The sequence below is a fragment of the Mesorhizobium sp. INR15 genome (assembly GCF_015500075.1).
Lineage (GTDB): Bacteria > Pseudomonadota > Alphaproteobacteria > Rhizobiales > Rhizobiaceae > Mesorhizobium.
In genome coordinates this window covers 1,549,408-1,564,236 of record NZ_CP045496.1, presented here as the reverse complement: position 1 = coordinate 1,564,236, position 14,829 = coordinate 1,549,408, and the positions used below count along the sequence as shown (strand labels likewise).

Sequence of the window (14,829 nt, the reverse complement as noted above, 5' to 3'; positions counted from 1 at the left end):
CCGGCAACGGATCCACGCGTGCCCATGGTGACTACTGACGCCGAAAGGCGCGCGTCCGGACCAGCGCCGAGCCCGCAACATCGCGCGGAAGCGCACCAAAGCGGCCTGTCCGTATCAATCGCGGCGCTTCCCGGCGACGATCGCGCCATCGCCGACATCAGCCGCAAATCGAAATCCCCATAGCCATCGACTTGTGGCCCGCGGGTTCCTTCCTCGGGGACTTTCGTACGCCTGCCGGCGCCCGAAACTCTTCACGGAAGCGGAAGGACGGCTTTCGGTCGGAGGGCGGAACGTCGGCCCTGATCTGTGGGCAGGGTCGGACCTCGTGCCCTCCAGGAGCGCAGCTGGGACGCCGAGTTGGACGCACCAAGGTCGCCGCGTCCGCTTCGTGACGTGCTGCCGGCGACACACAGGAGGGGCGCGCTATCTGACCTTGATGACGACCTTCCCTTTGGCACGCCCTGTCTCGACGTAAGCCAATGCCTCGTTGGTCTGTTCGAATGGAAAAGTACGGTCCATCACGGGGCGTATGATGCCGGATTCGATCAGCGACGTTATCTTGCTCAGTTGCTCACCTTGCGCCCACATGAACAGGAAGGAATAATCGACACCAGCGCGTTTGGCCTCGCGGCGTATGCTGCGGCTCAGCAGGCGCAGGACCAGCTTCAGCACTACGTTCAGACCTTGTTTCCTGGCGAATTCTGGATCCGGCGGGCCGGAAATGGAGATGAGCTTGCCGCCCGGCTTCAGCACATGCAGGGACTTTTCAAGCGTCTTGGCGTCCTGGCTGTTCAGAACGACGTCGTAACCCTGCAAGACTTTCTCGAAGTCATCCTTCTTGTAGTCGATGACGATATCGGCGCCGAGACTTTTGACCAGATCGGTGCTCGCCCCGCTCGCGGTCGTAGCAACCGTCGCGCCAAGATGCTTCGCAAGTTGGATGGCGAAGGTTCCCACACCGCCGGAGCCGGCTTGAATGAAGACTTTCTGGCCTTTCCTGAGATTGGCTTTTTCGACCAGCACCTGCCAGGCGGTCAGACCGACAAGGGGGATGGAGGCCGCTTCTTCCATGCTGAGGTTTTTGGGCTTCAAGGCCACATCGGCTTCATCCATGGCGATGAATTCGGCGAACGTCCCGATCCGGCCGTCGCGGGGCCGCGCATAGACCTCGTCGCCTGGTTTGAATTTGCGGACTTTCGATCCGACCCGCACGACGATCCCCGCCACGTCGTGGCCGAGGATGAAGGTCGGACGATACGGCAGAATAGGTTTGAACTCCCCGCTCCGGACCTTGGAATCCAGAAGGTTCAGGCCGGCGGCGTGGATCTCGACCAGAACATCGTTGTCCAGCAGATCCGGCTCGGGCATTTCGGCAAGCCGCAGAGCGCCCTTCTTCTGATATTTATCGACGACAAAGGCTTTCATCATGTTCACTTTCTCAAAATCGCTTGCTCAGGCAGGTAGGCGGAACTGCTTGCGCAAGGTCTTGTCGAACATCCCGGCGGGTGCGAAGCGGCGAAGCAGGCTGATCTGGCGCGCTGCCTTGCCGACGGTATAGCGCCGTCGCGGACGGGCATCGGTCGCTGCCTTGACGACCGCATCCGCCACCACTTCCGGCCGATCGGCTTTGGGCATCACATCGGCAAGCAGCGCCTTGAACCCGGCTCGAGCCTGATCGTATTCCTTCAACACGGAATCCGGCTCGATCCCATTCTGGTCGAAGACAGTGCGGACGAATGCCGGCTCGATGACCGAGACGCGAATGTTGAAGGCACGAATCTCATGATCGAGAGACTCCGAATAACCTTCGAGCGCGTGCTTGACCGCGGAGTAATGCGCCGAATACGGCGCGGGTACCAATCCCAGGATCGAGCCGATATTGACAATGCGCCCTTCGCCGCGCCGCCGCATCGATGGCAACACTGCTTTCGTCATGCGCATGACGCCGAACAGATTGACGTCGAACAAGGCCTGCACCTGGGCGACCGAGGATTCCTCGGCGCCGCCAAGCAGGCCGACGCCGGCATTGTTGACCAGCAGGTCGATTCGGCCGGTCTGCGCCAGCACCTTTGAAACGAGGGCGCTGACCGAGTCGCCATCGGTTACGTCGCACGTCAGCATGGACACCTGCGTCGGGCCGTTGCCAGCCTTGCCGCGACTTGTCCCGAAGACGGTATATCCTGCCCGCGCAAGGGCCACGGCGCTGGCGCGGCCAATGCCCGAGGAGGCTCCAGTCACGATCGCGGTTCTTCCCGAAAACGCAGTCATTTGATACTCCAAAGCCGTAAGGGCTAGCTTTTTACCGTCAATTGAATTACGATTATAATACCACATTATGATAATAATGCAATGGCAGGAAGGAAACGCAGGCATGCGTTACGAAAAGGGCCGAAAGGACGCGTCTCGCGATCGGATCGTGGAGGTCGCCGCCCAGCGTTTTCGGGGTGACGGAATAGCCGCATCCGGACTGGCAACCATCATGGGCGACGCCGGGCTGACGAACGGCGCCTTCTATCCGCACTTTCGATCCAAGGCGGAGCTTGTGCGTGAAAGCGTGGTCGCGGCCATGGAGATTCAGTCTCAGCAACTGCAGGAAGTGTTGGCTGCCGGTGGTCCGGAGATGGGAATAGCAGCGTATCTATCGGCTGAGCACCGGGACAATCCGGGAGCGGGCTGCGCGTCTGCCGCACTGCTGCCGGAGCTCGCGCGTCAGCCACTGGAAACGCGCGAAGTCTATACCGAACGCTTGCTGGTTTTGGTGCGCCAGTTGTCTGCGGTGCTTCCGCGGACCAGGGATCCGGAAGGTGTAGCGCTGGGTGTCTTTGCGACCCTCATCGGCGCGCTTCAACTGGCCCGCGCGGTTGAAGGGACGGAATTGTCGGATCGCATCCTTGCGGCTGGAGCAGATACGGCGCGCAGGCTCATCCAGCCATCTGACGACGAGAACGCATCCCACAGCAGCCTGTCATGATTTGCGTCGGCCCACGAACGAAATTTTAATGTAAATGAAGCGTAATCCCGACCATTAAAATGATGCGTATGTGTTTTGGGGTTGCGCATGCCGGAATATTCTTCGTTCATCCGGTCTGTCCGGATCCGTTATCTCTCAGGGTTGTTGATTTTCGCGATGGCCTCCGCCGCCATCATGTTCGCGCTCGATCGTGTCAACTCCTACCGGCATAGCATTGATGCCCTGAGCAGCAACCTTGTCATCTTCACTCGCGATCTGCGCAATGCGACCAGCTTTGCCGAAACCACCGGAACCGCCTGGCGAACGGAAACACGCGATGCGCTCGTTGCTTCCGCGCGCGGCCACTCCGAGCGCCTGACCGGCGAGATCGCAACGCTTACCGCCCAGATCGAAGCGATAAAGCCGCGCCTGTCGCGGAGCGCTCTCAACGAGATCGAGGCGGCCTCCGTAAACGGCGACCTGTTCTGGTCGCCGCGTGACATGGTGCGCAACTTCAACCTCATGTCGGTTGCGCAGAAGGTCGACGAATGGAGCTATCGCGAGATCCGCAACCAGAACGACCTGTTTGCCCAGCCCATGCTGGTGCGCGTGCGCACCGCCCTCGACAACGAGCGGCACGTGGCCGATACCGCCAGCGACAAATTGTTGCTCTGGGCAAGCGGCCTGCTGTTCGCGGTGCTTGCCATCGTCGCCTTCTGGATCTTCCGGCCAATGGAACAGGCCATCCGCCGCGCCTTTGCCGAATCCGCGGAATCGCTGTTCAAGGCCGAGGCCGCCGACCGCGCCAAGTCGGAATTCCTGGCCAATATGAGCCATGAAATCCGCACGCCGATGAACGGCGTGCTCGGCATGGCCGAATTGCTGGCCAAGACCGACCTGACCTCGCGCCAGAAGACATTTACCGACGTCATCGTCAAATCCGGCAACGCGTTGCTCACCATCATCAATGACATCCTTGATTTCTCGAAGATCAACGCTGGCCAGCTCACGCTCGATCCCGCGCCCTTCCGCCTCTCCGAAGCGGTCGAGGACGTGGCGACGCTGGTATCGGCCCGCGTCGCCGAAAAGAACCTCGAGCTCATCGTCCGTGTCGACCCGCGTCTGCCTGCCTATGTCGTCGGCGACGCCGGGCGGTTCCGGCAGATCGTCACCAACCTGCTCGGCAACGCAGTGAAATTTACCGAGAAGGGCCACGTCCTGGTCGATGTCGGCGGCGAAATCGTCAACGACGTGGTCCAGCTCAAGGTTCGCGTCGAAGACACCGGCATCGGCATTCCGGCTGAAAAGCTGCAGAACGTGTTCGAGAAATTCGCCCAGGTCGACGGGTCGTCGACCCGTCGGCATGAAGGCACCGGCCTTGGCCTTGCCATCGCGGCCCGCCTCGTCGATCTGATGGGCGGCAAGATCGGCGTCGAGAGCGAGATTGGCCGCGGCTCGGTCTTCTGGTTCGCCGTACCGTTGCCCGCGCACCAGGCCCAGGCGCGCGACGAGATCATACCGGTCGACGTGACCGGCGCGCGCGTGCTGGTCATCGACGACAATCCGGTCAACCGCGAAATCCTGCTCGAGCAGTTGCGGAGCTGGAGCTTCGACTGTGCCGCCGCCGAAAGCGGCGCGGTGGGGCTAGCGTTCCTCGACCGCGCCTTCCAACTCGGTGCGGCTGTCGACTGCATCATCCTCGACTATCAGATGCCGGGCATGAACGGCGCCGATGTCGCCAAGGCGATCGCCGCCGACAGCCGGCTGGCCACCATTCCGGTCGTGCTGCTGACCTCGGTTGACCAGGTCGATTTCGGCAAGATGATCATCGATTTCGGCATTGCCGCGCACCTGACCAAGCCTGCCCGTTCCGCGGTCCTGCTCGGCACGGTCATTTCGGTCATCCAGAGAGCCCGCGCCCAGGTTGGCAAGGCGCAGTTCGTGCGCGAGCCGATAGTGCCGCAGGTCGCACCGCCGGCATTCACCGTCATTCGAGGCCCGGCGATGACGGCAGCGCCTGCGCCAGACTCGGTCGCTGGCTCGAACGGCCCGATCGACATCCTCATTGCCGAGGACAATGACGTGAACCAGCTGGTGTTCGGTCAGATCCTCAACGGGCTGGGATTGAGCTACCGCATCGCCAGCAACGGCCGCACGGCTGTCGAGATGTACAGATCGCTGCACCCCAAGCTGATCCTGATGGACGTCTCCATGCCAGAGATGAACGGCTATGAGGCGACCCGGGCCATCAGAAACATGGAAAACTCGACTGGCGGCCACATCCCCATCATCGGCGTCACCGCGCACGCGCTCAAGGGCGACCGCGACAAATGCATCGAAGCCGGCATGGACGACTATTTGCCGAAGCCGGTTTCACCTGATCGCCTGGGCACCAAGATCGGCACCTGGCTGAGCGAGACGGTGGTGGCCAAGACGGCGTAGGACCAGATCTGCCCGACGCTTCAGATGGCGGCATCCGCACGATAGCGGCGCATCCAGGCGAGGCTCGTCTCGTCGGCGAGCTTCGCGACACCAGGTCTTACGTCATTCGCATTGGGCGCTTGAACGCCAAGGGCCTCGCAGAGGCGTACCAGGCTCGCGGCGGGATTGGCTGAAAGGCGCTCATAGCCAATCCGAAGCGGGTCTATGGATTGTTCTTCGAACCAGGCGTTCCAGGCCGCGTCATGGCTCTCAAGCTCGGTGAGTTCATGCCGGATCCGCTCGAAATCATAGCGGGGTTCCTGTGCGGGCCCCACCCTTTCGATTTCGGTGCCATCCGGAGCGACATGCCAAAGACCGGTTTGCTCTGCCTTGATCAGGGAAACGGCCTGGGCAAGCTTGTCCTCGCGCGAAAGATGCATGAAGAGGACCTTGCCGAATGCCTTTTCAAGCCGTGCCTTGTCCGATGGAAGCCGCGGAAAGATACGATCGAGGATAGCGCAGAGCTCCCCGAGATTCTCCCGCATCAGGCGAAGCCCAAAGACACCCGTTCCAGCGGTCCCGGCCGTGATTGCCGCGTTGAGGTAGGCCGTCTCGAATTCAGCTTCGCTCATCGTATCGCGGCTCGGCAGATGCCATACCTCGGCCCACTCCAATACGTCCTGCATCCGATAGAATGAGTGAGGATCGCCTGCCGTCCTTGTCGACGCCAGGAGCTTGCACAGCAGGGTGCTTCCGGTTCTCGGGGTGCCACAGATAATGTACCCGTCAAACATAGTGCTACCCGTGCCGCTCACCGGGAAAGAATCGCCCGGCCAAATCGTGGCCGCGCTATATCCGAAATTTCTGCTGGATGCGACGGGCACACTCCAGCGGCGTCAGGCTGCTGGTGTCGATTTCGAGATCGTAGTCGACGCCCTTGTGCACGCGCTCATACTGCCAGCGCGCCAGTCCGGGCAGCCGGTCGGGCCTTTGGCTTTCGCGTGCCTCCAGCACCTCCAGCGGCGCGAAGACGCCAACCAGATGGAGTTCGAAGGCCGAAAGCAGCCTGCGATATTCCGGCATCTCGCCGTTGCAGAGCACATCGTCGACAATCAGGTTGTTGCCTTGCGCGGCCATGGCGGCGATGGCATGGCGCATGCCTTGCAAGGCTCGCTCCCCAACCGGCCCCGCCTTGATGACAACCGCCGGCTTGCCGTCCTGCTGGACCGTCTTATAGGAAAAACCATCGGCATGATCCTGCAGGCCATCCGGCAGCATCTCAATGAATGCATCCATCTGGACGTGCAGGAACGGCTCGACAGCCATCGCCTGCAATGCCTTGGCGATCGAGGATTTGCCGGCACTCCCGACGCCGTTGAGGAGAATGATCCTGGCGGTCATGTCAGCGCACCCTCACGAGATCTAGCGGTTGCGCACCACCACGCAGGCACCGCCGACACTTTGCAGTTTCTGGCAGATGACGTTGGCGTCGGCGCGAGCGTCGACCCCGATCCTGACCGCATAGATACCGCGCCGGCCGATCGGCGTGCGCACCCGGCTGACCACCGGGTCATGATTGCCGAGCAGCGCCGGGAACCGGCTTCTCACCCGGAGCCACTGGTTAATCGCGGCGCCGCGACGGAAGTTGCCCGCCACCTGCACGCCCCATGGCTTCACGTTGATCGAAGCCATGGCCACGGTTTGCGACATGATGACCGGCAGCCGGCGGCAGGCAACCGCGAAACTTGCCTTCGTATCGAGCGGCTGCACCGTTCCCGCGTAGCCTGTGTCGGTGAACTTGTCGGCTGGCTCGCCCATGATGTCGAAAACGTAGCTTTCGGTCTCCATCGGCAGGAACCCGCCCGATTTCAGCCAGCGTGAGACCCGGTTTTCACCCGCGTTGTAAGCCGCTGCGGCGAGGCCGAGATTGCCGTAGCCGGTTTTCATCTCGGCCAGATATTTCGCCGAGGCCGGGATCGCCTGGTCGATGTCAAAGGAATTGGCCAGGCCGCGCATCTTGGCGGTGCCCGGCATGAACTGGGCAATGCCTTCCGCGCCGACCGGGCTGACCGCGTTGGGATCGAAACGGCTTTCCTTCCAGATCAGCCGGGCGAAGAAATCCCTTGGCAGGCCATTCTGGTCCGCATGCACCTCGATCAGATTGCAGACGCGGTCGATCAATCTCTTGGCGGCGGATTGTGGCGGGTCGGCATGGACGGCCGTCGACCATGCCAATGCGCCCAACAGGACCAGCGTCGCCCTCGGGAAACGCCGCATGGCGCCTACTCCGCCGCGGCCTTGCCGCGACCGAACCGCTGCTCGATATAGTCGGCGACCATTTTCTCGAAATCCGCCGCGATCGATGGGCCGCGCAGCGTCGCCGCTTTCTTGCCGTCGACGAACACCGGCGCCGTCGGCGTTTCACCGGTGCCGGGCAGCGAAATGCCGATGTCGGCATGCTTGGATTCACCTGGGCCGTTGACGATGCAGCCCATGACCGCGACCTTGAGGCTTTCGACGCCGGGATATTTATCGCGCCACACCGGCATGTTCTTGCGCAGGTCCGCCTGGATGTTCTGGGCGAGTTCCTGGAACACGGTTGATGTGGTGCGGCCGCAGCCGGGGCAGGCCGCGACGATCGGCACGAATTGCCGGAAACCCATGGTCTGCAGCAATTCCTGCGACACCTGAACTTCGCGCGTCCGGTCGCCATTCGGCTCCGGCGTCAGCGAGATGCGGATGGTGTCGCCAATGCCTTGCTGCAGCAGGATGCCCATGGCGGCGGACGACGCGACGATGCCTTTGGACCCCATGCCGGCCTCGGTCAGGCCAAGATGCAGTGCATGGTTGGAGCGGGTCGCAAGCTCGGCGTAAACCGCGATCAGGTCCTGCACGCCGCTGACCTTGGCTGACAGGATGATCTTTTCGCGGCCAAGCCCGATCTCTTCGGCCATTTCAGCCGACAGGATGGCCGATTGCACGATCGCCTCCCGCGTCACTTCCTGCGCGGTCAGCGGAAAACCCTTGGCCTGGTTGTCGTCCATCAGCCGGGTGAGGAGTTCCTGGTCGAGCGACCCCCAGTTGACGCCGATACGCACCGGCTTGTCGTGCTTGATGGCCATCTCGACGATGTCGGTGAATTGCCGGTCCTTCTTGTCCTTGAAGCCGACATTGCCGGGATTGATGCGGTATTTGGCCAGCGCCTCGGCGCAGGCCGGATGATCGGCCAGCAGCTTGTGGCCGATATAGTGGAAATCACCGACCAGCGGCACATTGATACCAAGCCGCAGCAGCCGTTCGTGGATGCGCGGTACGGCGGCGGCACTCTCGTCACGGTCGACGGTGATGCGCACGATCTCGGAGCCGGCGCGATGCAGCGCCGCCACCTGGGCAACTGTCTGGTCGATGTCGGCGGTATCTGTGTTGGTCATCGACTGAACGACGACGGGCGCACCGCCGCCCACGACCACGCCACCGACGTCAACGCCGACCGAGGTCCGGCGCGGGAAGGGAGAGGAAAAATATCCGGTCATGCCGGCAGCCTTTTGTCTCTGGAGCGCCATGCGTCCGCTTGGGCGCGCAAAATACGCTCCGGCCGATGCGCTGAAGTCCGGTCATGAGGTGGAGGAGCAAACATGGCTTGTCAATGGCGACAGGTCGCCACTGGCCCAAATCGGGCTGACGCCAGGATCGGAAAATACGGGTTTCCGGGATTGTTGCCGTGGGAAGGAGATCCGTTGGAACTCGGTTTCGCAAGAAACCAAAAGCCCCACCACCGGCGGCGCTAGCCGCCGGCAAATAGGCCGCCATCAGAAAAAGCGGCTATGTCAGATTGTAACCGTCAATGCGTTGTCGGTTTCGCCTTCAGCTTTTCAATCTCGTCCTTGAGTGCCAGCTTGCGTCGCTTGAGATTCACGATTTCGAGGTCGTCGACCGATGGATGGTTCATCGCGTCATCGAGCTCACGTTCGATGTCGCCGTGTTTCCGCTGCAACTCATCAAGATGGGATGCAAGAGACATGATTGGTTCTCCCTTTCATGGATTCCTCGATTGCAGCCGCCATAGGCGCGTCCACCGCAGGCTCGCTTCTGTGACGGCACGGTGACACTGTGCCACCAACTGGAAGCGATGTCGAATGATGTGTGGTAGCATTCCACGACAATGTGAAATGTGATATGGGCTGCGCGCCGGTTGAAAAAGATGATCGGCCCCGCCCAACAAGGCCCGTTTCTGGGCATCGCAGACGTGCAGACGGTAAAGAATGTCCGATCAAGAACAGGCCGATGTTCGCCTCGAATTTTCCCGCCTGAAGCAGGAACACGCCGATTTCGACGCAGCGATCAACGCGATGATCGCCATGGCCTGCGATCCACTGCAAATCCAGCGCATGAAGAAGAAGAAGCTGTTCCTGAAGGACAGGCTGATGGCGCTGGAGGACAAGATCATTCCCGATATCATTGCCTGAGTTGACGTGGCTGCGCGGCCACGTCTCACGGCCATGCGCGAAATAATTTTCGCTGGCAGGGAATAAACCGTCTCCTTTCCGGGTCCTCTCTGCAGATGCCACTTTTGGTGTCGCGGGAGATCGAAATGGCTCGTCTTTGTTGCGGCTTTCCTGTTGGGCGCAGCCCGTTGGCTGCAGCTAAGCGTGACCGGCAACGCCTGCTTTCGCGTCAGGGCGCTTGACACCGGTGACGCCTATGAATTCACTTTCACAAAAGCAGGCGGCTTTGCCTGATTTAGCGGGCTTGCCCCGCGCATGGGGTGCCAGATCGCCCGCGCTCAATGATAGAGCGCGGATGATTCAGCCCGGAGTATCGGATCATGGTGCGGTGTTGAGCGAAAAGGCCCAGGCCGAGCGCTTCGGCGAAGTGGTGCTGCCCCATCTTGGCGACGCCCTTGCACTTGCACGCTGGCTGACCGGCAACACGGCCGACGCGGAGGACGTGGTCCAGGAGGCCTGTGTGAAGGCGCATGCCGGCATATCAGGCTATGCCGGCGGCAATGCCCGGGCCTGGCTGCTGACCATCGTGCGCAACACATCCTACACATGGATGTCGCGCAACCGGCCCCGCGCCATGATGGCGGTCGGCGACCTCGGCGACCTCGACGAGATGGCCGCGGCGCATGGCGCCAGTCTGCCTGACGACGATGGCCCGGAAGCGAGCCTTATCGCCAAGGCCGATATGGCCGCACTCGAAGCGGCGATAGCCGCGCTGCCGGACCCGTTTCGCGAGACGCTGGTGTTGCGCGACATCAATGGTCTCAGCTACCGCGAGATATCGGCCATGCTCGGCGTGCCGATAGGCACGGTGATGTCACGGCTGGCCCGGGCTCGCGGTCTGCTTATGTCTGAACTGGGGAGAGCGCCATGACCATCCATGACGACGGACTGCCCAACGATGCCGAAGGTATGAGGTTGATGATCCACGCCCTTGTTGATGGCGAACTCGACGCTGCGGCGGCCCTGGCTGTGGAGCGGCGCATCGCCGCCGACCCGATCCTGGCCGCCGAGCACGCCCGTGTCACTGCCTTGCAGTCAGCGGTGAGCCGCCTGCCGCAACCGCCCGTCAGCGAGGCCTTTCGTGCCCGCATCGCAGCCATCGGCGCGGCGGCAAGCGCAGAGCCGAAGGAAGACGGCGCGGCTGAGCCGCAGCGGGGCGCATCGTCGGCGCTGCCGGGATTGATTGGCGGCGTACGGATTGGTGGAGGCACGCGCAGAAACGCGGAGGCACGTCCGTCCCAGGCACGGCCCTCGCTGGCACGCGCGCGCCGTTTCGGCTCGTTCGACTGGCGCGCCATGGCGGCGTCGATCATGATCAGCGCCTTGCTGGCTAGCGGAGCGACGCAATGGGTGATGCTGAACGGCGCGGATGACGGCTTTGCCGCGGCAGTCGCCAGTGGCCACCGCCGCAGTCTGCTCGCCGCCAGCCCCATCGATATCGTTTCGTCCGATCGCCACACGGTGAAGCCGTGGCTGGACGCCAGGATCGGCGTGTCACCACCCGCACCGGACCTTGCGAAGGACGGCTACGCGCTGATCGGCGGACGGGTAGAGGTGATCGCCGGCCGGCCGGTGCCGGCTTTGGTCTACCGACACCGCGAGCATCTGATCACGCTGGTCGCCGAACCGCAGCAAGGTGGCCGTGTCACAGCCCCGGACGATCTCTCGTCGAGCGGCTTCTCGCTGGTGCAGTGGAGCGATGGCGCCTTCTCCTACTGGGCAATCTCGGACATGGAGCGGCCCGAACTCGACGACTTTGTCGTCCGCTTCCGCAAGGCGGCGGTGTAAGAGGAATACTCTCCAGCGACAGCGGTGGCCGCCCTATCCTTGCGGCCCCGCCCGAATTCCGCTAATGCGCGCCTTTGTCGCCGGGGAGCAAGGACTTGGACGATCAACGCGCCGACGTCGCCATCATCATGGGCAGCCAGTCCGATTGGGCGACGATGCGCCATGCCGCCGAAACGCTTGAGGCGCTTGGCGTTCCGCACAAGCGGCTGATCATATCGGCCCATCGTACCCCCGACCGGCTCTACGACTTCGCCAAGGGCGCCAAGGCTGCCGGCTACAAGGTGATCATCGCCGGCGCCGGCGGTGCCGCCCATCTGCCTGGCATGACGGCGGCGATGACGCCTCTGCCGGTCTTCGGCGTGCCTGTCGAATCGAAAGCTCTTTCGGGACAGGATTCACTGCTCTCCATCGTTCAGATGCCGGCCGGCATTCCGGTCGGCACCTTGGCCATCGGCAAGGCCGGCGCCGCCAATGCAGCCCTCCTGGCCGCCGCGGTGCTGGCGCTGCACGACGACAGGCTTGCCGCACGGCTGGACGGCTGGCGCGCCGCGCAGACCGCCAAGGTCGCGATTGAGCCGACGGATACGCCGTGAGCCTGCCCGCCGGATCGACCATCGGCATCATTGGCGGAGGCCAGCTCGGCCGCATGCTGGCTGCCGCGGCCGCCCGACTGGGCTATCGCACCGTGGTGCTGGAACCGCAGCCGGACTGTCCGGCGGCGCAAGTCGCCAACCGGCAGATAACGGCCGCCTATGACGACCAGACAGCACATGCCGAACTGACAGCCGCCAGCGCCGTGGTCACCTATGAGTTCGAGAACGTGCCGGTCGCGGCCGCCAACGCACTGGCCAGCACGGCGCCTGTCTATCCGCCTGCACGCGCGCTCGAGGTTGCGCAGGATCGGGTCACCGAGAAGACCTTTCTCAACAGCATTGGCATACCAACAGCGGATTTCCGCCCTGTCGGCAATGACAGTGACCTGACCGCCGCGCTGAAGGCATTCGCTGGCAACGGCGTCCTGAAGACGCGGCGCATGGGCTATGACGGCAAGGGCCAGCGCGTTTTCCGCAACATGGAAGCAGGCGGATTTGCCGGCACCTTCGAGGCCATGGGCAGTGTGCCATTGGTCCTCGAAGCCTTCGTACCCTTCGAGCGCGAGATTTCGGTGATCGCCGCGCGCGGCATAGACGGCGCTGTTGCCGCCTATGATCCGGCCGAAAATGTCCACCGCCACGGCATCCTGCACAGCTCCACCGTGCCGGCCGGGATCTCCGCTGAAACCGCTGCCGCCGCGCAGGCAGCCGCCAAAACAATCCTGTCGGCCCTCGATTACGTCGGCGTCATCGGCGTCGAGTTTTTCGTGCTGGCCGATGGTTCGCTGCTGGCCAATGAGATTGCGCCCCGCGTTCACAACTCCGGCCACTGGACCGAGGCTGCCTGTGTCGTCTCGCAGTTTGACCAGCACATCCGCGCCATCGCCGGGCTGCCACTGGGAAGCCCGAGCCGCCATTCCAACTGCATGATGGAAAACCTGATCGGTGACGATGTCTCGCGCGTTGCCGAGCTGCTTGGCGAGCCCGATCTGATGCTGCATCTCTACGGCAAGGCGGAGGCACGGCCCGGCCGCAAGATGGGCCATTTCACCCGGATCAGCCGCCGCGCCTGACCTCCGAGGCGCGGCCTATTGCTCGTCGTCGGAGCTGGCGCAACTCGCGTCGCCTTCCTGGCAATTGGCGGCGGCCGCAAGTTGCTTGACCCGATCATCGGTCAGCCTGGTCAGGCACTGCGAGACCTCCATCGAATGGATTGAGCCGCCGGCGCTGGCGGCGGAGGAATGGGCGCATTCGGCATCCCGAAAGGCAATCCAGGCCCGCTGCGCGGCCTGCAGCAATTTCCGGCCGTCGGCATCGTCCGCACCGATAAGGTCCTGATAGGCCCTGTTGAGCCTGGCATCGGCCGCCGCGTAATCCTCTCCGGCACAGATGTTCATCATTTGCTGGCTGTCGTCGCCGCGGTCGCATTCCTGCGCTCGGACAACCGAGACGCCAGCCATGACGACAAGGCAGGCGGACAGGAAAATTCGGCGCATGATCGTCTCCAAATCACTTCACGGCGACTGTATCATCCCAGCGGCCTTACAGCCGCGCAATGCCGCGAGATGCAGATTGCGGATATTTGATGATATGGACGGCCCACAAGCGCTATGGAGCGCCCTCGTGGTTGACATAGACAAGGCTCCTCGTTTATGAGCCACGCACAGTTCAAGGGCGCGTCTTCTGGCGCGCCTTAAAATTTCGACCCGCAGCGGGTCCATACCGACAGGCAAGACCATGAAGATCAAGAATTCGCTCAAGGCGCTCAAGGGCCGTCACCGCGACAACCAGTTGGTTCGCCGCAAGGGCCGCGTTTACATCATCAACAAGACCGCCCCGCGCTACAAGGCACGCCAGGGCTGAGTTTTCGGCTGGAGGCTTCTGGCCTCCATTTGCCTGATGTTGTCGCCGGCTTGCCGGCGTGTCACGCTAATTTCAGTTTGATGTTCCGCTGTCCGGGATTAAAGTCCGGTCATGCGGATTCTTTTTGCGTTTCTTACAGCCCTTTTGTTCTCCGGCGTCATGTCCCTGCCGGCAAGGGCCGATGACCCGGCCGCGCCGCCGGTGGCGATGACGAAACAGGCTCGTCTCGATCAGCTCTTTTCCGATCTCAAGCGTGAGCGCAACGAAAAGGCCGCCGAGCGCATTGCCGGCAACATCTGGAGCGAATGGTTCCAGTCCGGCAGCGCGTCGATCGATCTGATGATGCAATGGTCGCAGAAGGCGATTGAAGGCCAGAAATTCGACGTCGCGCTCGATTTCCTCGACCAGGTAGTCACCTTGCAGCCGACCTATGCTGAAGGCTGGAACCGGCGCGCCACCGTGCATTTCATGATGAAGAACTACGGCAAGTCGATGTCCGATATCGACCACACGCTGCAACTCGAGCCGCGTCATTTCGGCGCTTTGTCCGGACTGGCGCAGATCATGGCGCTGACCGGCCGCAAGCAGTCCGCGCTCGAGGCCTGGCAGAAGGTGCTTGTCATCTATCCGATGATGCGCAGCGCGCAGGACCAGGTCGCCACGATTTCGGAAGAACTCGCCGGCGAAGGCATCTAGTTAGGGAGTACGG

Annotated in this window: 17 protein-coding genes; 9 read left to right on the top strand and 8 right to left on the bottom strand. The window is 62.5% G+C overall.

Translation table 11 applies throughout. The features are described 5' to 3' along the window. Positions 1–423 precede the first annotated feature (423 nt). Both GA829_RS07530 and GA829_RS07525 read right to left on the bottom strand, forming a co-directional pair. Complete coding sequence (locus GA829_RS07530; protein ID WP_195179563.1) at positions 424–1,425, bottom strand: NADP-dependent oxidoreductase; 1,002 nt, start codon at positions 1,423–1,425, stop codon at positions 424–426. Between the two features lie 27 nt (positions 1,426–1,452). After that, positions 1,453–2,268, bottom strand: coding sequence for an oxidoreductase (locus GA829_RS07525; RefSeq protein ID WP_195177904.1), 816 nt, complete (start codon positions 2,266–2,268; stop codon positions 1,453–1,455). 103 nt (positions 2,269–2,371) lie between these two features. Here GA829_RS07525 and GA829_RS07520 point away from each other — a divergent pair, with 103 nt between their 5' ends. Continuing rightward, complete coding sequence (locus GA829_RS07520; RefSeq protein WP_195177903.1) at positions 2,372–2,971, top strand: TetR/AcrR family transcriptional regulator; 600 nt, start codon at positions 2,372–2,374, stop codon at positions 2,969–2,971. Positions 2,972–3,058: 87 nt separating this feature from the next. Next, positions 3,059–5,392 carry a response regulator gene (locus GA829_RS07515; protein ID WP_195177902.1) on the top strand — a complete coding sequence of 778 codons (2,334 nt, stop codon included), beginning with the start codon at positions 3,059–3,061 and terminating at the stop codon, positions 5,390–5,392. Positions 5,393–5,412: 20 nt separating this feature from the next. Here GA829_RS07515 and GA829_RS07510 read toward each other — a convergent pair whose 3' ends face one another. The 5 genes from GA829_RS07510 to GA829_RS07490 all read right to left on the bottom strand — a co-directional run bounded on the left by GA829_RS07510 (position 5,413) and on the right by GA829_RS07490 (position 9,392). Beyond that, positions 5,413–6,255, bottom strand: a complete 843-nt coding sequence (locus GA829_RS07510) for a Stf0 family sulfotransferase (protein ID WP_258052224.1) — start codon at positions 6,253–6,255, stop codon at positions 5,413–5,415. After that, positions 6,221–6,772: a chloramphenicol phosphotransferase CPT family protein gene (locus GA829_RS07505; protein ID WP_195177901.1), complete on the bottom strand. Its 552-nt coding sequence runs from the start codon at positions 6,770–6,772 to the stop codon at positions 6,221–6,223. The genes GA829_RS07510 and GA829_RS07505 overlap by 35 nt, the downstream gene beginning before the upstream one ends. Before the next feature lie 21 nt (positions 6,773–6,793). Then, the gene (locus GA829_RS07500; protein WP_195177900.1) at positions 6,794–7,648 is read right to left on the bottom strand and encodes a lytic transglycosylase domain-containing protein; all 855 of its coding nucleotides are present in this window, start codon (positions 7,646–7,648) and stop codon (positions 6,794–6,796) included. Positions 7,649–7,653: 5 nt separating this feature from the next. After that, complete coding sequence (gene ispG / locus GA829_RS07495; RefSeq protein ID WP_195177899.1) at positions 7,654–8,904, bottom strand: flavodoxin-dependent (E)-4-hydroxy-3-methylbut-2-enyl-diphosphate synthase; 1,251 nt, start codon at positions 8,902–8,904, stop codon at positions 7,654–7,656. 308 nt (positions 8,905–9,212) lie between these two features. Further along, positions 9,213–9,392 (bottom strand): YdcH family protein, encoded by a 180-nt coding sequence (locus tag GA829_RS07490; RefSeq protein WP_195177898.1) that lies wholly within the window; start codon positions 9,390–9,392, stop codon positions 9,213–9,215. A 241-nt stretch (positions 9,393–9,633) separates the two neighbouring features. Here GA829_RS07490 and GA829_RS07485 point away from each other — a divergent pair, with 241 nt between their 5' ends. From GA829_RS07485 to GA829_RS07465, 5 genes are all read left to right on the top strand, one after another. Then, positions 9,634–9,837, top strand: a complete 204-nt coding sequence (locus tag GA829_RS07485) for a YdcH family protein (RefSeq protein WP_195177897.1) — start codon at positions 9,634–9,636, stop codon at positions 9,835–9,837. A gap of 334 nt (positions 9,838–10,171) precedes the next feature. Further along, positions 10,172–10,747, top strand: coding sequence for a sigma-70 family RNA polymerase sigma factor (locus GA829_RS07480; protein ID WP_258052220.1), 576 nt, complete (start codon positions 10,172–10,174; stop codon positions 10,745–10,747). Further along, a complete protein-coding gene (locus GA829_RS07475; RefSeq protein ID WP_195177896.1) occupies positions 10,744–11,664 on the top strand; it encodes an anti-sigma factor family protein in 921 nt (306 codons plus the stop codon). The genes GA829_RS07480 and GA829_RS07475 overlap by 4 nt, the downstream gene beginning before the upstream one ends. 95 nt (positions 11,665–11,759) lie before the next feature. Beyond that, positions 11,760–12,257, top strand: coding sequence for a 5-(carboxyamino)imidazole ribonucleotide mutase (purE, locus tag GA829_RS07470; protein ID WP_195177895.1), 498 nt, complete (start codon positions 11,760–11,762; stop codon positions 12,255–12,257). Further along, positions 12,254–13,330, top strand: coding sequence for a 5-(carboxyamino)imidazole ribonucleotide synthase (locus GA829_RS07465; protein ID WP_195177894.1), 1,077 nt, complete (start codon positions 12,254–12,256; stop codon positions 13,328–13,330). The genes purE and GA829_RS07465 overlap by 4 nt, the downstream gene beginning before the upstream one ends. A 15-nt stretch (positions 13,331–13,345) precedes the next feature. Here GA829_RS07465 and GA829_RS07460 read toward each other — a convergent pair whose 3' ends face one another. Next, positions 13,346–13,753 (bottom strand): lysozyme inhibitor LprI family protein, encoded by a 408-nt coding sequence (locus GA829_RS07460; RefSeq protein WP_195177893.1) that lies wholly within the window; start codon positions 13,751–13,753, stop codon positions 13,346–13,348. Positions 13,754–13,994: 241 nt separating this feature from the next. On the opposite strand from GA829_RS07460, the gene ykgO reads away from it, so the two are divergent. Further along, the gene (ykgO, locus tag GA829_RS07455) at positions 13,995–14,120 is read left to right on the top strand and encodes a type B 50S ribosomal protein L36 (RefSeq protein WP_047568381.1); all 126 of its coding nucleotides are present in this window, start codon (positions 13,995–13,997) and stop codon (positions 14,118–14,120) included. A 111-nt stretch (positions 14,121–14,231) separates the two neighbouring features. Beyond that, positions 14,232–14,816, top strand: coding sequence for a tetratricopeptide repeat protein (locus GA829_RS07450; RefSeq protein ID WP_195177892.1), 585 nt, complete (start codon positions 14,232–14,234; stop codon positions 14,814–14,816). Positions 14,817–14,829: the final 13 nt, after the last annotated feature.